Consider the following 16947-nt stretch of genomic DNA (forward strand, 5'->3'; position numbering starts at 1 on the left):
CCCGGTACGACAAGCGCGCCTACGTCTTCCACGGCACCGTCACCGTCGCATCAATCCGACTCTGGCTCCGACGATGATCCGCCGTACAGAACCTAATGGACGTCCGCGGTGACCGCGTAGACGTCGGCGAGGCGGGCGTCGAACGCGGGCCGGGTAAACAGGTAGTCCTGGCTGCCCGCGGACTCCAGGGCGTACGCGGCCAGCACACAGCCGGTCCGGGCGGCCTGTTCGTCGTCGAGGCCGTCGGCCTTCGCGGCGAGGAAGCCGGCCCGGAACGCCCCGCCGCCGCCCGCGCCGTCGGGCAGCCGGGAGATCGGCGCGGCGGGGACGGCGATGGAGGGGCTGGTGGCGTAGTCGATCCAGACGCCCTCCGCGCCGAGGGTGGTGATCCAGGCGCCGACCCGGTTCAGCACGTCGGCCGCCGCCCAGCCGGCGTGCTCCAGGAGGGCGGCGCGCTCGCGGCGGTTGGTGACCAGGTAGGTGGCGCCGGCGAGGACGGCGTCGGCGCCGGCCCGGCCGAGCCGCTCGGTGCGGCCGGCCACGTCGACCAGGTACGGCAGGCCGCGGCGGCGGCACTCGGCGGCCCGCTCGGCGAGCACCTCGGGCTCGGCGGGGCCGAGGAAGACCAGGCCGACGTCCTGCGGCCAGCCCTCGGGGCCGGGCGCGTCGTCCTCGGCGAGGGCGCCGGGGTGGTAGGAGACGATGCGGTTGTCGTCGGCGTCGGTGGTGCGGGTGTAGCGGGCGGTGGCCAGGCCGGTGGAGATCCGGACCCGCGAGGTGTCGACGCCGACCTCCTCCAGCCGGGCCCGGTACTCGCCGAAGTCCTTGCCGGCCGCGCCGAGCAGCAGTGGCGCGCGGCCGAGCCGGCCGAGGCCGAAGGCGACGTTGGCGGCCACGCCGCCGTAGCGGACCTCCAGGTCGTCGACGAGGAACGACAGGGACAGGTGCTGGAGCTGGGCCGGCAGCAGCTGGCTGGTGAAACGGCCGGGGAAGGTCATCAGGTTGTCGATGACGATCGGGCCGGTGACGGCGATTCTCATGGGGTGCCTCACCTGGGGTGAATGGGTGTGAGCGGGACTGTGCCGGGGGAGGCGGGGGAAGGGGATCTCAGAGGGCCCAGAGGACCCAGGCCAGCAGGAGCAGGTTGGCGGTGCCCTGGGCGACGGCGCTCGCGAGCGCGGAGCCCGTCCAGGCGCGGCAGACGCCCAGGGCGACGCCCATCGCGAAGACGGACGGCAGGACGCCGCAGATCACCCGGGCGTTGAGCGGGTTGAGCCCGTAGTCGCCGAGGTGGACGAGGGCCCAGCCGGCCGAGGTGACGGCGATCGCGACGAGCGGGCCGCGGGTGCGGGCGACGGCGTCGTACAGCACGCCGCGGTAGCAGACCTCCTCGACCAGCGGCACCAGGAGGCCCATGCAGAGCACCATGGCGACTCCGGCGACGACCGGCTGCCCGGGGGCCATCTGCCGGAAGAGCTCGGGGACGAGGGAGGTCCAGTTGTCGGCGCCCCGGCCGAACGCGGCCCGGGTGGCGAACACGGTGTTGGCGTAGGCGAGCACCACGAGGCCCGTCCCGGCGAGGGCCGGGAGGAAGCGGAAGCGGCGCAGGCCGGCCGCCGCCCACTCGACCCGGTCCAGGACGGTGACGACGGCCGCGCTCAGGCCGACCGAGAGCACCATCAGCGGCATCGACACCGCGCCGGCGATCCGGACGACGGCGAGCACGGCGAACACCTTGGCGGCGGAGGAGGCCGGCGCCTCGCGGTGGTGCCGCCTGAGCCGGTGCAGGGTGCGCCGGCGCAGGGGAGTGCGAGCCCGCCCGGCGGTGGCGGGCGCGGGGGTGGCGGGCGCCACCGCCGGACGGTCCGCGGTCACGGGCGGCTCACCCCGCCTTCGCGGGGGCCGGGGCGGAGGAGCGGCGCAGGCTGGGCAGCCACCAGTTGTAGCGGCGGAACAGCAGCAGCGTCGCCGGGACGAACAGCATCCGGATGAGCGTGGCGTCCAGCAGGACGGCGAGGCCGAGGCCGGCGCCGTACTCCTGGAGCATGATCGTCGAGGAGAGCGCCATGGTGCCGAGGCTGCCGGCCATGACCAGGCCGGCCGCGTTGATCACCCGGCCGGTGTCGACCACCGCCCCGACGGTCGCGCTCTCCTGGTCGGCCCCGCCGCGCACCAGGTCGCGGACGCGGGTGACCAGGAAGATCTCGTAGTCCATGCCGAGGCCCATCATCAGCACGGTGAGGAAGATCGGCAGGTCGTCGATGATCGCCTTGTCGAGCCAGAAGTGGAAGACCAGCACGGTGATGCCGATCGCCCACACGTTGCTCATCATGATCGTGAGGATCAGCCGGATCGGGATCAGCAGCGAGCGCAGCGCGAACACCAGCATCACGAAGACGCCGACCGAGACGAGCCCGATCATCTGCCAGAAGCTGGAGTCGAGCGCGTCGCCGTACTGCCGGTCGACCTGGGTGGCGCCGCCGACCGCGAGCGGGCCGACGTCGCGGGCCGCGGCGGTGACGTCCTGGATCCGGTCGACGGTGTGCACCGCGGCCTCGGTGTAGGGCTTGTCGGCGAGTTCGACGACGATCCGCAGCGCGCCGTCGTCGGACAGGTAGTCGCGGCGGACGTCGGGGCCGAGCGCGTCGAGGTCGGCGGCGCTCACCGGCGTGCCGAAGGGCCTGGTCACGGCGGAGACCCGGGCGACGCCCGGCACCGCGGCCAGCTTGTCGGTGAGGTCGGTGACGGCCTTGCGCCCGCTGTCGGTGAGGTGGTGCTGCCCGTCCACCACACCGGGGTCCGGCCGGCCGACGACGAGCGTGGGCAGCACGGAGGCGTCGCCCCACTCGCGGGCCACGAGCTCGAAGCCCGTGCGCGAGTCGGTGGCCGGGCTGAGCGCGACCGGGTCCGCCGTGGAGCGGTGCTGGGCGGTGATCACCGCGAACGGGACCGTGACGGCCGCGAAGAGCAGCACGATCGCCACCTTGCGGCGGCGGGCGAGGTCGGCGGCCCGCTTCAGGTGGCGGCCGAGCGCGCTGCCGTGCTCCAGGTCGGCCAGCGGGTCGCGGCCGAGCCAGAAGAAGCGGTCGCCGAGCAGGACCAGCAGGGCCGGGGTGAGCGTCAGCGCGGCGAGCAGCACGATCGGGATGCCGATCAGGCCGCCGTAGCCGAGCGGCGGGATCCAGTCGACGGGCGAGAACAGCGTGGCGCCGAAGGCCAGCACCACGGCGACCGCGGCGAGCAGCATCGACTCGCCCGCGTGCGCGGTGGCGTGCACGGCGGCGTCCTTGGGCGAGCGGCCGGCCAGCCGTTCCTGCCGGTAGCGGGAGGACAGCAGCATGCTGTAGTCGACGCCGGCGCCCAGCATCACGAAGTTCATGATGGTGATGGTGAACTGGGTGAGCGTCACGCCGTGGCCGAGCGCGAACAGCGCGGCCTGGCTGACGGTCATCGCGAGGCCGATCGCCGCCACCGTGAGCACGGCCGGCACGACGGCCCGGAAGAACAGCAGCAGGACGAGGAAGATGATCGCGTAGGCGACCGTCTCCATCAGCGCGTTGTCGTCCTCGGCCTTCTTGTACGTGTCCTTGATCAGCGCCAGCTCGCCGGTGACGTGGGCCTCGACGTCCGGTCCGGCCCCGGCGGCGCGCTGGGCGCCGGCGATCGCCGAGCGGAGCCAGTCCACGTCCGGGTCGTGCCCGGCGCGCTTGGCGAAGCTGACCGAGACCAGGGTGGCCCTGCCGTCCTTGGCGACCAGCCGGTCCACGGCCTCGGCGGGCACCGGCACCGGGAAGGTGCGCCAGTCCGTCGCCCTGGTGAACGCAGCCGAGATCGGCAGGAGTTGGGCGTCGTCGGTGACGGCGACCGCCTGGCGGGCCGGATCGGCGAGGGCCGCCGGGACCTGGCCGGCCGCGACGGCGGCGTCCACCGCCTGCCGGCGGGTGTCGGGGGTCGCCGGCGTCTGCGCGGCGGCGAGCTGCTGGTCGACCTGGGTGCGCAGGCGCTTGAGGTACTCGGTGGTCGAGTCCCGGTACAGCGTGTACGCCGAGGTGGACTGCTGCACCTCGCCGGTGCGTACGCGGGTGGCGATCTGCTCGTCCAAGTCGGCCAGCATGGCGCGCAGTTGGGAGCTCCGGACGTCCGGCGCGCCGATCGCGACGATGGACTCGCGCTGCGAGCGGGCCGGGAACGACTCCTCTATGAGCCGGTCGGCCCGGGCACTGCTGGTGCCCGGCACGACCTTGGACGCCCCCTGTTTGGTGAGGACGTCGTTCAGCTGCGAGGCGAACGGGAAGCACGCCGCGATGACCAGCACCCAGATCACGAGCACGGTCTTCGGGCGGGCGGTGAGCCCCTCGGCGAGGCGCAGCAGCCGGTGCTGCACCGCGCCGTGGGTGGTCTCCGCCGCCGGTGCGGGTGTGGCGGTGGTGGTCATGCGCTGCGGACTCCCTCGCGGTGCCGGCCGCCCGGCCCGGTTCCGGTGGTGGTGCCCGGGTTGGTCCCGGTGACGACGACGAAGGTGTGGCGCAGCTCCAGTGCGCCGTGGCGGGCGACGTGTTCGGCGAGGCCCTTGCGGATCAGCTCCAGGGCGTGCTCCTCGCGGCTCTGGTCGACGGCGTCCTTGAAGCCGGCCGCCGCGCCGGAGCGCTGGACCCACTCCAGGGCCTCCTCCGGGGTGGTGGCGGGCAGCACCTGGTGGCCGTCGCGCTGGACGTCCACGGTGAGGCCGGCCTTGGTGAACCAGCGGGCCACGGTGGCCGCGTCCTTGGGCAGGTTGACCCGGATCATGCCGGTGAGCAGCGACGGGTCGGCGGTGAACACCTTCTCCAACTGCTCGATCAGCGTCTTGAGGGCGTCGCCGCGGGTCTCGATGACGACGATCCGGCCGCCGGGGCGCAGGACCCGCTTGATCTGTTCCAGCAGTCTGACCGGCTTGCTGTAGCAGATCGCCCAGCCGACGACGACGAGGTCGGCGCTGTCGTTCGGCCGGGTGCGCAGGAACTCCTCCATGTCCCCCTCCTCCAGGGAGACTTCGAGGTCCGGGGAGCGCATCGCCTCGGGCAGGACCTTGGCCTTGGCGACGGACAGCATGCCGGGGGACTTGTCGACTGCGTGGACGGAGCCGCGGCCCTCCAGCTTCCGGACGATGTCGTGGGTCAGGTGGCCGGTGCCGCAGGCGAGTTCGAGGACGTCGTCGCCGGGGCTGACGGTGACCTCGCGCAGGGCGGCGAGCGAGTGGACGCCCATGACCGGGCTGAAGTAGGTGTCGTAGCTGGAGCTCGCGGCGTCGTAGTCGGGCGTGGTGTCGGCGTTGGTCCGGCTCAGGGTCAGTCGCAGGGCGCGGGCGGCGAGTCCGAGGCGGCTCATGGCTGGCTCCTTGGGGTCGGGACGGGTGCGGGCATCGTGGTAAGGGGTGGTGCTCGGCTCGGTTCCTCTACGGGGCGGGGCTGGTCGCGGTGGGGCTATTCGTGGTGGGGCGTGGTCGCGGGGGTGCTGCTGTGGGCGAACTGTGCGGTGGAACCTGGACGTTGGACCGGGCGGGACAGGTCGGCGACGAGCAGGAGCCCGCCGGTCCCCGCGAGGGTGCCGAGCACGGCCGCCGTCGCCGCCGGGGCCGAGGCCGCCGCGACGGCCCCGGCGGCCAGTGCCGCGAGGGCACCCGCCGCGACCGCCGCGCGGGGCGCGGTCACGGCGGCGGTGAGGAGCGCGGCCGAGGCGGCCAGGGCCGCGCACCACGGGCTGTCGGAGGTCGCGGCGGCCGGCAGCGCGCCGCCGACCAGCAGCAGCCCGGCGGCCGGCGCCCAGGCGGGCCGGTGCCGGCCCGCCCGCCGGTGGAGCGCGGCGGCGAGCACGGCGAGCGCGGCTCCCACCGCCGCGGCGAGGCACCACGGCAGGTCGGGCGCGTGCCCGTCGCCGGGGGCCAGGCCCGCGCCGAGGACGGCGCCGGCCGAGGCCCCGGCCAGGGCCGCGACGGCCGCCCGGAGCGCGGGCGGTGCCGGACGGCCCGCGGTGGCGGGACGGCTGCCGGGTCGCGTGGCGGCCGCGGTGTTCACGGCCGGGCCGCGGCGCCGGAGTCGGCGAGTTCGGCGAGCGCCTCGACCGCGTACCCGTCGTCGGCGTCCGGTTCGTCGTCGGCGAGGAAGTGCTCGGCCCGCGCGCCGAGCGCGTCCAGCACCCGGTCGAGGTGGTCGGTGGTGTGGGTGGCCATGAAGCTGAGCCGCAGCCGCGGGGACGCGGCGGGCGGCAGGACGGGGTTGGTGTAGACGCCGGCGTCGATGAGCTCCCGCCACAGCAGGAGGGTCTCGATGGTGCCACGGGTGCGCAGCGGGATGACCGGGGTGGCGCTCTCGCCGGCGCTGATGCCCCGCTGGGCGAGGCCGGCCCGCATGTACTCGGCGTTCTGCTGGGCGCGTTCGGCCCGCCACGGCTCCTCGCGCAGGATGCGCAGGGCGGCCAGGGCGGAGGCGGCGCTGGCCGGGGTGGCCGAGGCGCTGAAGATCAGGCTGCGGGCGTGGTGCTTGAGGTAGTGGATGACGTCCTCGTCGCCGACGACCGCGCCGCCGAGGGAGGCGAGCGACTTGCTGAACGTGACGGTGATGAGGTCGACCCGGTCGGTGAGGCCGAAGTAGGAGCAGGTGCCGCGGCCCTTGTCGAGCACGCCGAGGCCGTGGGCGTCGTCGACGATCAGGCGCGCGCCGCGCCGCTCGCACACCTCGACGATCTCCGGCAGGGCGCAGAGGTCGCCCTCCATCGAGTACACGCCGTCGACGACGACGAGCTTGCCGGCGCTGTCGGGGACGGAGGCGAGGACGCGGTCGAGCGCGGCGGGGTCGTTGTGCCGGAAGCGTCTCAGCTTGGCGTCGCTGAGCCTGCCGCCGTCGACGACGGAGGCGTGCGCGTCGCGGTCGGCGAAGACGACGTCGCCGCGGCCCGCGAGCGCGCTGATGGTGCCGAGGTTGGCCTGGTAGCCGGTGGAGATGACGGCGGCCGCGGGCTTGCCGTAGAAGTCGGCGAGTTCGGCCTCCAGCTGGTCGTGCAGGGCCAGGTTGCCGTTGAGGAACCGGGAGCCGGTGCAGGAGGTGCCGAACTGCTCCACCGCCTGGGCGGCGGCCCGCTTGACGCGCGGGTCGGCGGTGAGGCCGAGGTAGTTGTTCGACCCGCACATGACCAGTTCGCGGTCACCGAGCGTGACCGTCGTGCCCTCGTTGCCGGTCAAGGGCAGGAAATACGGGTAGATGCCGGCCGCCATGGCATCGCGGGCGGCCGTGTAACCGGAGACTTTCGAGAATATGTCCACCATATTTCCCTCGAATTCAATGGGCGGTGCCCCGGCGGGCCCGGGCGCCGTGCTTTACCGGCGCGCCGAACACGAAATGTCATGGACACCCGGCCGCGGACGGGCAGGTGAAAGTGCCACGGGTGCGGGAGAGTGGCCCGGGCTGGGGACGGCGCGCCGTTGCGCTGTGCCCGGGCTCGGTGCACCCCGTCGTGCCGATGCTCGGCAGACGATCGACGAAGGATGGGTGTGCGGCGGTCGGTAGGGTCAACGCCCAGCGTGGGATGACTGCTTGGCTGCTCGCCAGTCAGTGCGGGAAGGGTCGTCCGCAGTCGTGCCGACCCTTGCCGGACCCGTGTGGGCGCAGCCGGAACCGCATGGCTCGCAATGATCCCCCGTGGATGTCGAAGAGCGTTCCCCCCGGCCCGGGTGAATTCCCGGGCCGCCTTTTCGATCATCGTGCGCAGCAAACATGAGGCCGCAGACCGGTGGAGCTTCCGCCGTTTCTCCGCCGTCGGCCGAGGAAACGAAAGCATGCGCGATGGAGGCTGTCAACAACCATTCGGCGGTGGCGTGTTGGGGTTTCTGTCTGGTACTCGCCGGTCTGCTAGGCTGCGTCCGACCGTCTGGACGGTTTGTAACACGGAGAGAGGGAACCACCGGTGCGTGATCAACTGCTCGACGCCGTCGAGCGGCTTCTGGTGCGCGGGGGTGTCGACGCGGTGCGCCTGGACGCCGTCGCCGTCGAGGCCGGCGTGAGCAAGGGCGGGCTGCTGCACCACTTCCCCAGCAAGCGGGCGCTCGTACAAGGTGTCGTCGAGCGCCTCGCGGACCGGTTCGAGGCCGTACTGCCCGGTCCGGACGCGCCGGCCGGCGCGTTCGCGCTCGCCTGGCTGGACGCCAGCATCCCGGCGGAGTCGCCCGCCGGGGACACCAGCGGCGCCGACCAGGTGCCGGTCGCCCTGCTCGCCGCGGCCGGCGGGCCCGAGGTGCTGGACGTGCTGCGGGAGCGCTACGACCGGTGGCAGCGGCGGCTCGTGGACAACGGACTGGATCCGGCCGTCGCGACGCTCGTCCGCTTCGCGGTCGACGGCTGGTGGACGTCCCGGCTGCTCGGCCTCGCCACCCCGCACGACGACCTGCACCGACGGCTGCGCGGACTGATCGTCGAACTCACTGGGCAGGGAGACGGGTTCACGCAGTTGGTGGCCCCGGGCAACCGGGATTTCACGTAGCGCACGCGCCGGCTTCACGCCGCACGGCCCGAATCCACCCTTCGCGAGTTCACGGCAACTTAACCGTGGGGCGGACGATTTAACACCGCATCAGCTGAGCACGACCCGAGTTCACACCGCACGGAGCCGGACGATCGAGGGGGTCGCCCGGCCGGTCGACCCGGACGGGACCATCCCGTCCGGCCGAGTCACCACGATGACGGGGGACGGACGGCATGACGGCATACCTTCTGGTCGGAGCAGCGATCTGCGCCGAGGTCACGGCCACCCTGGCGCTGCGCGCCTCGCACGGTCTCACCCGGCTGATGCCCAGCGTGGTCGTCGCGATCGGTTACATCGCGGCGTTCGTGCTGCTCGCGCAGGCGCTCAAGTCGCTGAACGTGGGCCCGGTCTACGCGGTCTGGTCCGGCCTGGGCACGGTCGGCGCGCTCGTCGGCGGGGTGGTCGCGTTCGGCGAACCGGTCAAGCCCGCGTCGGTGGCCGGGGCGGTGCTGGTCGTGGCCGGCGTCGCGGTGATGTACCTCGGCGGGGGAATGAGTCACGAATGACGGTATGACCCGCGACGGAGGAGTCCCCATGCGTGCCACGCCCGCCCCGAGCCCGGTGCTGCGCTTCACGAAGGCGTCGATGCTCGTCACCGACGTCGGCTTCCTGGTCTACTGGGCGGCCACGCTGCTGGCCCTCGTCCCGGCCGAGTACGCGTACAAGGACTACGACAACCCGGTCCTGAGCGACTGGAACTACTCGTTCGTGCTGCTCGACGTGCTCGCGAGCGCCACCGGCCTCACCGCGCTGCGGCTCGGCCGCTGCGGCGCGGCGGGCGGGGCCCGGCCGCTGATGCTGGTCTCGCTCGCGCTCACCAGCACGGCCGGGCTGCAGGCGGTCGCGTTCTGGGCGCTGCGCGGGGACTTCTCGGTGACCTGGTGGCTGCCGAACCTGTTCCTGCTGCTCTTCCCGGTGCCCGGAATCGTGCACCTCGTGCGGCGGATGGCGGTCGAGGCGGGCCGGACGCCGGCCTGAACCCGCCTGCCCGGTCGGCCCGTTGGACGTGATGACGGTGTTCTCCGCGGCACCGTCAGCCGTGCTTCAGGTAGTCGAGGGCGCGACGGATGGGGGGCTCCTCGCCGTGCGGGACCAGGTGGCGGTGGTACTCGCGGGCCAGCGAGGGCGGAAGCGTCCCCGCGATGTCGACGGCGCGCCGGACGGTACGGGCCGCGCCGTCGACGTCACCGGCGGCCAGGTGGGCCTTCATGCCGTCGAGCAGCCAGCGCCCGGTGAAGGTGGACGGGCCGCCGGACGGCGGCGCGGACCCGGCCGCCGCCACCGCGTCGAAGTGGTGCGCGGCCTCGTGCGGGCGGCCGAGGAACAGCGAGGCCGTGCCGTGCGCGGCGGTGAGGATGCGTTCCAGGTTCCTGGTCCCGGAGCTCTCGCCCGGCGCCGGACGGCCGCCGGTGGCGGTGAGGGCCCGGCCGGCGAGGTACAGCGCCCGGGCGACGTCGTCGGCCCGGCCCAGGCGGGCGAGGGCCAGCGCCTCCTGGCTGTGCAACTGGCTCGCCGCGGCAGGCCGGAGGCCGGGCCCGACGGCGCGGGCGGCGGCTATGGCGAGGAGGGCGTCGGCCGGATCCCCGGCGATGGTGTGGCAGTACGCCAACTGCCGGAAGGCCACGACGAGGAGGGGAGCGTCTCCGGCGGCTCCGGCCGCGCGGATCGAGACGAGGGCGTGGCGCTCCGCGCGGGCGGCCTCGTTGAGGGCGTTGCAGAGCCACGTGCAGAGCTGGGCGGTGCGGGCGGCGAAGCGGTAGAGCCGCCGACGGGTCCGGTGGTCGTGCTGCGCGGTGGCCAGCAGGTGGACGACCAGCCGGTGCTCGGCGTGGGCGGCGGCGTACAGGCTCTCGGCCGGCACGAGGGTGCCGCCGTGGTGCTGTTCGAGGGCGGTGACGCGGGTCTCGATCCACTCCAGTTGTTCGTCCGCCGGTCCGGACCCCGGCCGGTCGGAGTGTGCCGCGGACTCCGTCGACCGGGCGACTGCCGCGCGCAGTTGGGCTCGCAGGGCGGATCCGGTGAGGAGCAGGGCCGACGGCCCGGGCGTGACGGGGTGGTGGACGGAGCCTGCCAGGGCGAGCAGCGCCCCCTCGTCGGTGTGGGGCTGGTGGAGCAGGGCGGCGTCGCCGGTCGCCAGGTGGAGCCAGTGCGGCCAGCCGAGCAGGTAGATCTCGCGGGCCGGAATGCCGTGGATGCGGGCCATGGCCAGCTGGGCGGTGTGCTCGGGCACGGTGCGGCCGGACTCCCAGCGGGAGACCTTCTCCCGGCGGGCGGCCATCTGCCCGAGGCCGAGTGCGGCGTGGGTGCGTGCGACGAGGCCGGCGTACTCGGGCTGGGACAGGCCCAGCGCCGCGCGCAGCACGAACAGAGGGTGTGTCAACGAAGGCGTCCCTCGGAGGGGTCGGGAGCCGCCGGGGGCGGGATACCCCGGGCCGGGCAGTGGATCCTAGGCAGGTCCGTACGTGCGCTCCCAGGCGTGGAGGCACCCCCGGGGCATGGCCGACGGCCTTGCGGCGCACGGCCGTTGTGTGGCTGGCCGTGTGGCTGGTCGTGTGGCCGGTTGTGTGGTCGGCTGTGTGGCCGATTGTGCTCGTACGACGCGGGGTGACCGGCCGGTGGCAAAAGGAGAAGGAAGCGAACCGCCGCCGGCGTCCGCAAGGCGCTGTGAAGCGCTACTCGTCGTCGCCGTCGGCCGATTCGATGGGCTGGGCCCCGGCGTCGTCGCGGCCGGTTTCGACTTCGCTCTTCGTCATCGAACTTTCGTGCGGTGCGGTGTCCCGCAGGAATTCGAGGGCGCGTCGGACGGCCGGCTCCCGCCCGTGGGCGGACAGCCGGTCGCGGTATTGACGGGCGAGTCCCGGCGGGAGCGTTCCGGTGACGTGGACGGCGCGGTGCACGGCGACGGCCGCGGAACCGAAATCGCCGACGGCGAGATGGGCGTCGACGGCGTCGAGGAGCCAGGAGCCGGTGTGCGGTGACGGGGCGCCGGCCGGCGGTGCCTGGAGGGAGTCCACGAGGACGCGGAAGTGCGGCTCCGCCTCGTGCGGTGCGCCGAGGAGCAGTGCGGATCGGGCGCGGGCGACCGTGACGGTCAGCCGGTGCGGGGCCGCGCCGAACGGGGCCGTGCCGAACGGGGCTGCGCCGAACGGGGTGTCGCCGGCCGCCGGGGTGGCCGAGGCGGCCTTTCCCGCGCGGTCCAGCGCCCTGGCGCTGCCGGCGGCGTGCCCCAGCCGGGCGAGGGCGAGCGCCTCCGTGCAGTACAGGGCCGTCATGGTGCCCGGCGACGGCCGGGTACCGACGGTGCGGGCCGTTCGGACGAGCGCCAGCGCGTCGACCGGGTCGCCCCCGACGACGTGGCGCGCGGCGAGCCGGGCCGTCGCGACCGCCGCGAGGTCGGGCTCCGCCGCGGCGGCGGCCGCGCGGACGGCGGTGAGGTTGTGGCGCTCCGCGCGGGTCTCCTCGCCGAGGGCGCTGCTCAGCCAGGCGCAGACCAGTGCGGTGCGGGCGGCGAACCGGAAGAGCCGCCGGGCGGCCGGGCCGTCGTGGCCGTGGGCACCGATCAGGCGGACGACCAGGCGGTGTTCGGCGTGGGCCGCGCCGTACAGCGCGGCGGTCGGCAGGTACGTGCCGCTCTCGTGCCGTTCGAGTGCCGACGTGCGGGCCCCGATCCAGCGCAGCTGCTCGGCGGACGGGCCGGTGCCGTGCGGGCTGGTGCCGTGCGGGCCGGTGCCGTGCGGGCTGGTGTCGTGCGGGCTGGTGTCGCGTGGGCCGGTGCCATCGGGATTCCGGTCGGCGTCGGTGGTGGCGCGGACGAGTGCGGTCCGGAGGTGCGTGGCGAGCGCCGCGCCGGTGAGGAGGAGCGCCGCCGGGCACGGCGCCTTCGGCAGGTGCAGCGCGCTGTTCAGGGCGAGCGCGGCGCCCGCGGCGGTGTACGGCTGGTCCAGCAGGACGGCGTCCCCGATGACCAGGTGCAGCCAGTGCGGCCAGCCGAGCCGGTGCACCTCGGGGGCGGGGACGCCGTGGTGGTGCGCCATGGCCAGTTGCGCGGTGGGCTCGGGCACCGTGCGGCCCGATTCCCAGCGGTGCACCTTCTCCCGGCGGGCGGCCATCTGCCCGAAACCGAGTTCGGCGTGGGTCCGTGCGACGATGCGGGCGTATTCGGAAGGGGAAAGCCCTTCCGCGGCCCGGATCAGGGCGAGGGGGTGCGCCAAGGATGCAGGATTCAAGTGTTCAGGACCTCGTGGGGGAGCCGCTGCCCGGCTCCGGCAGGGGATTTTAAAAAGGTCCTTCAGGAATTGGCCACGCACCGAGGCAACCCGGAGGCACGCCCCTGGGCATTGCCGCACGGGAGGGGACCGGGTAGTGGAGTCCTCACGAACTGACCGGAATACCGGCCGATGCGATTCGGCCCGCCGCGATTCGACCGATGCGATCCGGCCGGACGCGATTCGGCCGGCAGCGGGCCGGCGCGACCCGGAGTGGTCGGGCCGCGCCGGCCGGGTGCTCAGGAGCGGTCGGCAGTGACGACGTGGTAGTCGAGCAGACCGTCCCGCCAGGCACCGACGAAGTTGCGCGACCAGTGCCCGGCCGGGACGGTGTCCGCCAGGTAGCGGTCGAAGCCCGGCCACACGTCCGCGCCGATCGACTCCGCGGTGACGCCGGTGAACCCGGCTGCCGCGAGGTCCGCCGTGAAGCCGTCGAGCGGGTGGGCCACGTCCAGCCCGTCGGCGAAGCTGCTCAGCAGGAGGCTCAGCCGCTCGGCGGCCTCCGGGCCGGCGGCGGCGAAGAACGTCGTCACCACCAGCCGCCCGCCGGGCCGCAGCACCCGGGCCGCCTCGTGGGCGAAGCCCGTCAGCGCGCGGAAGTGCTGGGCCGCCTCGACGGAGTAGAGTCCGTCCAACGCGTCCGCGGGGAAGGGCAGTTCCTCGGCCGCGCCGAGGGTGTAGGCGAGCCGGTCCGGGTAGGTGGCGAGCGCCTTGGCGTTCACCGTGCGGGCGCGCTCGATCTGGTCCGGGTGGATGTCGACGCCCGTCACGGCCGCGAATCTGAACTCGCGCAGCGCGAGCGCGGCGCCCAGTCCGCGCCCGCAGCCGACCTCCGCCAGCCGCAGCTGGTCGCGGGGTTCGGGGAAGGCGCGCAGCACCCTCCGGTACAGCTGCTCCTGGCTGTGCACCCGTTCCTCCGGCGTCGGCGCGGCGAGGTCGATCCCGTGCCAGTCGCCGAAGTTGATGAAGCCGCCCGCGAAACTGGCGGCCCGGCTCAGGTCGCCCGTGCCGTACGTCCGGTGCACGGTGGGAGGGATCCGGCTCTGGTCCATGGAGTCCTGCCTTCGGTGGGTCGTCGGTCCGCAGGGTCGTTGCGCGCGCCGCTCGTCCGGCGCGCCGCGGTACGTACCCAAACCGGTGCGGATGTGAACACGATGCAGTCAAGTCGTCACGGAGAGGTGTCGGAGAAATGCGGTGCCCGTGGGGCCGCCGTCGGCTACAGTCCGCCGTGATCTCGCGGACCGAGGAAAGAAGTGACGACGTGGACACCGACAACCGCCCCAAGCCCCCACTGGTCGGAGGCGAACGCGAGACGCTGCGCGCGTTCCTCGACTTCCACCGCGCGACGCTCGCCATGAAGTGCGAGGGCCTGACCGACGAACAGCTGCGCCTCCGGTCCAGCCCGCCGTCCACCCTCACCCTGCTCGGGCTGGTGCGGCACATGGCCGAGGTCGAGCGCACGTGGTTCCGGCGGGTCATCGGCGGCGAGGACGTCCCCTTGGTCTGGTCGCCGGAGGGCGACTACCAGGCCGCGTACGACGCCACCGGCGCCACCCGCGACGAGGCCTTCACCGCCTGGCAGGCCGAGGTCGAGCACGCGCGCCGGATCGAGTGCGAGGCGGAGTCCCTGGACGTGACGGCTTACCAGCCGCGCTGGGGGGAGACGGTCTCGCTGCGCCTCGTGATGCTCCACCTCATCCACGAGTACGCCCGGCACAACGGGCACGCCGACTTCCTGCGCGAGGGCATCGACGGCACCGTAGGGGCATAGGGGCGTAGGAGGGAAAGGCGTAGGGGGGAAGGTGCAGGGGGTAGGGGCGTACGCGGCGGTTCGCCGGAGTGGCGGGGATCACAGCGGCCTTCGCGTGTGCGGCGAAATGCGGCGGCCGTCGGGATGGTTGGCACGGGCAACCGTTCACGATTCCGTGCACACCCCCGGTACCCACGAGGAACCCCATGACCGTCACCGAGCCCGCCGCGTCCGCCGACCCCGCCGCCCGCGCCGCCGGGATCCTGTCCCGGCCCGTCACGATCAACGGGCTGACCGTGCCCAACCGCATCGTGATGGCGCCCATGACGCGCCGGTTCTCCCCGGGCGGCGTGCCCGGCGAGGACGTGCGCTCGTACTACGCCCGGCGCGCCGCCGCGGGCGTCGGCCTGATCGTCACCGAGGGCACGTACGTCGGCCACGAGTCGGCCGGCCAGGCCGACGACATCCCGCGCTTCCACGGCGAGGAGCAGCTGGCCGGGTGGGCCCGGGTCGCCGAGGACGTCCACGCGGCGGGCGGCACGATCGTGCCGCAGCTCTGGCACATCGGCATGGTCCGCAAGCAGGGTGACCCGCCGGTCGCCGGCGCCCCCGCCGTCGGCCCCTCCGGCATCCGCCTGGACGGTACCGAGGGCACCGGCCGGGCGATGACCCGCACCGACCTCGACGACGTGATCGGCGCCTTCGCCGAGGCCGCCGCGGCCGCCGAGCGCATCGGCTTCGACGGCGTCGAGCTGCACGGCGCCCACGGCTACCTGATCGACCAGTTCCTGTGGGCCGGGACGAACCGCCGCACCGACGCCTACGGCGGCGACCCGGTCGCCCGGACGAAGTTCGCCGCCGAGATCGTCGCCGCGGTCCGCGAGGCCGTCTCGGCGGAGTTCCCGGTGATCTTCCGCTACTCGCAGTGGAAGTCGGAGAACTACGACGCCCGTCTCGCCGGGACGCCGGAGGAGCTGGAGGCGATCCTCGCCCCGCTCGCCGAGGCCGGCGTGGACGCCTTCCACGCCTCGACCCGCCGCTACTGGGTCCCCGAGTTCGAGGGCTCCGACCTCAACCTGGCCGGCTGGAGCCGCAAGCTCACCGGCCGCCCGGCCATCACCGTCGGCTCGGTCGGCCTCGACGGCGACTTCGTCCGCGCCTTCATGGGCGAGGGCGCCCCCGTCCAGGGCATCGACGATCTGCTCGACCGCCTGGAGCGCGACGAGTTCGACCTGGTCGCCATCGGCCGCGCCCTCCTCCAGGACCCGGAGTGGGCCGCCAAGGTCCTCGCCGGCCGCTTCGACGACCTCCGCTCCTACGACGCCGCCGCGGTCCGCACGCTCAGCTGACCTCCGCGCACGGCACGAGGCCCCGACCGTTCGCGCGGTCGGGGCCTCGTGCGTGCGGACGGTCGGGGCTCCGTGTGTGCGGACGGCCGAGGCTTCGTGCGTGCGGACGGTCGGGGCTCCGTGTGTGCGGACGGCCGAGGCTTCGTGCGTGCGGACGGTCGGCGCTCCGTGTGTGCGGACGGCCGGGGCCCCGTGCCGCGGGCGGAGCTCACCAGCCGAGGAGGTGGGTGCCCTCGCCGAGCGCGGTCAGGATCGTTTCGGCAGCGGCCTCGGGGGTGCCGGGGGCGTCGGCTTCGAGGGCCACGTAGTGCAGGGCGGCGCCGGTCGTCCGGCTCTCGCGGCGGAAGGTGTCGAGGGCCGGCGGCGCGGCCGGGCACTCCACGACGACCTGGTAGCCGCCGGTCGCGTACGCGAACGCCGCCTGTGCGGCGGCCGCCAGCGCGGTCGCGCCCTGGCGCTCGGCCCCCGGCGCCCCGGGGGCGAGCCGGCCCCGGCGGATGACGCGCAGGAAGTCGTCCGTCCGCAGGTGGACGCTCGGGTGCAGCTCCTCGGCGAGCAGCGCGGCCACCCGGCTCTGTCCGGCGCCCGACGGGTCGACGAGGACGACGACACCGCCGGCGCCCCGGCCGCCCCCGAGCTCCGGCCCACCTACGGTCGTACGGTTCACAGCTGCTGATCCCTTCGCGGGCCGGGGACGGTCGGGTAGCCGGGGCGAGGCGGTCGGAGTGCGAGCGGGCCGGTCGGCCCGGATGCGGGTGACCACCCGGATCTGGACGGCCATTCGGATCCGGACGGTGGCCCGGATCCGGGTGGCGACCCGGATGCGGACAGCCGACCGCCTCGTCCCTACGACTGATGCTTTCGGGGATCAACCTAGTCCACCCGGGTGCCCCGAGTCGTCCCCCGTCCGGCCCGGGACCGCACCCGGACACGCCCTAGAAGGCTGATGAAGATCTTGGTGTGATCCGGGCTGCCGCTGTCAGGCGGCAGCCCCGATCTGCCAGGTGGTGCCGTTGTGGGTGAGTCCGAG

At 74.0% G+C, this 16947-nt stretch carries 15 protein-coding genes; 5 read left to right on the forward strand and 10 right to left on the reverse strand.

The genetic code is table 11. From position 1 onward, the window contains the following. Nucleotides 1-92 precede the first annotated feature (92 nt). From ACFVSN_RS44465 to ACFVSN_RS44490, 6 genes are all read right to left on the reverse strand, one after another. Nucleotides 93-1040 (reverse strand): PfkB family carbohydrate kinase, encoded by a 948-nt coding sequence (locus ACFVSN_RS44465; protein WP_380443238.1) that lies wholly within the window; start codon nt 1038-1040, stop codon nt 93-95. Between the two features lie 67 nt (nt 1041-1107). Continuing rightward, a complete protein-coding gene (locus ACFVSN_RS44470; protein ID WP_387959233.1) occupies nt 1108-1875 on the reverse strand; it encodes a CPBP family intramembrane glutamic endopeptidase in 768 nt (255 codons plus the stop codon). A 7-nt stretch (nt 1876-1882) separates the two neighbouring features. Next, the gene (locus ACFVSN_RS44475) at nt 1883-4435 is read right to left on the reverse strand and encodes an MMPL family transporter (protein WP_387959234.1); all 2553 of its coding nucleotides are present in this window, start codon (nt 4433-4435) and stop codon (nt 1883-1885) included. Beyond that, complete coding sequence (locus ACFVSN_RS44480) at nt 4432-5367, reverse strand: class I SAM-dependent methyltransferase (protein ID WP_387959236.1); 936 nt, start codon at nt 5365-5367, stop codon at nt 4432-4434. Before ACFVSN_RS44480 ends, ACFVSN_RS44475 begins: the two co-directional genes overlap by 4 nt. A gap of 95 nt (nt 5368-5462) precedes the next feature. Continuing rightward, entirely contained in the window at nt 5463-6053 is a 591-nt protein-coding gene (locus ACFVSN_RS44485; protein WP_387959238.1) for a hypothetical protein, read from the reverse strand. After that, nucleotides 6050-7300: an aminotransferase class I/II-fold pyridoxal phosphate-dependent enzyme gene (locus tag ACFVSN_RS44490; protein WP_380499487.1), complete on the reverse strand. Its 1251-nt coding sequence runs from the start codon at nt 7298-7300 to the stop codon at nt 6050-6052. Before ACFVSN_RS44490 ends, ACFVSN_RS44485 begins: the two co-directional genes overlap by 4 nt. Before the next feature lie 638 nt (nt 7301-7938). Here ACFVSN_RS44490 and ACFVSN_RS44495 point away from each other — a divergent pair. The 3 genes from ACFVSN_RS44495 (at nt 7939) to ACFVSN_RS44505 (ending at nt 9531) form a co-directional block, all read left to right on the forward strand. Beyond that, nucleotides 7939-8511, forward strand: coding sequence for a TetR/AcrR family transcriptional regulator (locus ACFVSN_RS44495; RefSeq protein WP_380443252.1), 573 nt, complete (start codon nt 7939-7941; stop codon nt 8509-8511). Between the two features lie 215 nt (nt 8512-8726). Then, the gene (locus tag ACFVSN_RS44500; protein ID WP_218200045.1) at nt 8727-9059 is read left to right on the forward strand and encodes a multidrug efflux SMR transporter; all 333 of its coding nucleotides are present in this window, start codon (nt 8727-8729) and stop codon (nt 9057-9059) included. Between the two features lie 28 nt (nt 9060-9087). Beyond that, nucleotides 9088-9531, forward strand: a complete 444-nt coding sequence (locus ACFVSN_RS44505; RefSeq protein ID WP_380443254.1) for a DUF5360 family protein — start codon at nt 9088-9090, stop codon at nt 9529-9531. 55 nt (nt 9532-9586) lie between these two features. Here ACFVSN_RS44505 and ACFVSN_RS44510 read toward each other — a convergent pair whose 3' ends face one another. From ACFVSN_RS44510 to ACFVSN_RS44520, 3 genes are all read right to left on the reverse strand, one after another. After that, on the reverse strand, nt 9587-10933 hold the full coding sequence (locus ACFVSN_RS44510) for a hypothetical protein (protein WP_387959239.1): 1347 nt from the start codon (nt 10931-10933) through the stop codon (nt 9587-9589). A gap of 292 nt (nt 10934-11225) precedes the next feature. Then, nucleotides 11226-12764, reverse strand: coding sequence for a hypothetical protein (locus ACFVSN_RS44515; protein ID WP_387959241.1), 1539 nt, complete (start codon nt 12762-12764; stop codon nt 11226-11228). A 293-nt stretch (nt 12765-13057) separates the two neighbouring features. Then, the gene (locus tag ACFVSN_RS44520) at nt 13058-13870 is read right to left on the reverse strand and encodes a class I SAM-dependent methyltransferase (RefSeq protein ID WP_387959243.1); all 813 of its coding nucleotides are present in this window, start codon (nt 13868-13870) and stop codon (nt 13058-13060) included. A gap of 209 nt (nt 13871-14079) precedes the next feature. On the opposite strand from ACFVSN_RS44520, the gene ACFVSN_RS44525 reads away from it, so the two are divergent. Both ACFVSN_RS44525 and ACFVSN_RS44530 read left to right on the forward strand, forming a co-directional pair. Continuing rightward, complete coding sequence (locus tag ACFVSN_RS44525; protein WP_380499480.1) at nt 14080-14589, forward strand: DinB family protein; 510 nt, start codon at nt 14080-14082, stop codon at nt 14587-14589. 185 nt (nt 14590-14774) lie between these two features. After that, entirely contained in the window at nt 14775-15917 is a 1143-nt protein-coding gene (locus ACFVSN_RS44530) for an NADH:flavin oxidoreductase (protein ID WP_380443263.1), read from the forward strand. Between the two features lie 208 nt (nt 15918-16125). Here the strand turns inward: ACFVSN_RS44530 and ACFVSN_RS44535 are convergent, their stop codons facing one another. Next, nucleotides 16126-16584 (reverse strand): hypothetical protein, encoded by a 459-nt coding sequence (locus ACFVSN_RS44535; RefSeq protein ID WP_380499478.1) that lies wholly within the window; start codon nt 16582-16584, stop codon nt 16126-16128. Nucleotides 16585-16947: the final 363 nt, after the last annotated feature.

This window comes from Kitasatospora sp. NPDC057904 (assembly GCF_042887925.1).
In the GTDB taxonomy this organism is placed as follows: domain Bacteria; phylum Actinomycetota; class Actinomycetes; order Streptomycetales; family Streptomycetaceae; genus Kitasatospora.

Coding starts and splice junctions, on each gene's coding strand:
- ACFVSN_RS44505 (WP_380443254.1), top strand. CDS start 9,088: ATGCGTGCCACGCCCGCCCCGAGCCCGGTGCTGCGCTTCACGAAGGCG.
- ACFVSN_RS44475 (WP_387959234.1), bottom strand. CDS start 4,435: ATGACCACCACCGCCACACCCGCACCGGCGGCGGAGACCACCCACGGC.
- ACFVSN_RS44465 (WP_380443238.1), bottom strand. CDS start 1,040: ATGAGAATCGCCGTCACCGGCCCGATCGTCATCGACAACCTGATGACC.
- ACFVSN_RS44500 (WP_218200045.1), top strand. CDS start 8,727: ATGACGGCATACCTTCTGGTCGGAGCAGCGATCTGCGCCGAGGTCACG.
- ACFVSN_RS44530 (WP_380443263.1), top strand. CDS start 14,775: ATGACCGTCACCGAGCCCGCCGCGTCCGCCGACCCCGCCGCCCGCGCC.
- ACFVSN_RS44490 (WP_380499487.1), bottom strand. CDS start 7,300: ATGGTGGACATATTCTCGAAAGTCTCCGGTTACACGGCCGCCCGCGAT.
- ACFVSN_RS44480 (WP_387959236.1), bottom strand. CDS start 5,367: ATGAGCCGCCTCGGACTCGCCGCCCGCGCCCTGCGACTGACCCTGAGC.
- ACFVSN_RS44520 (WP_387959243.1), bottom strand. CDS start 13,870: ATGGACCAGAGCCGGATCCCTCCCACCGTGCACCGGACGTACGGCACG.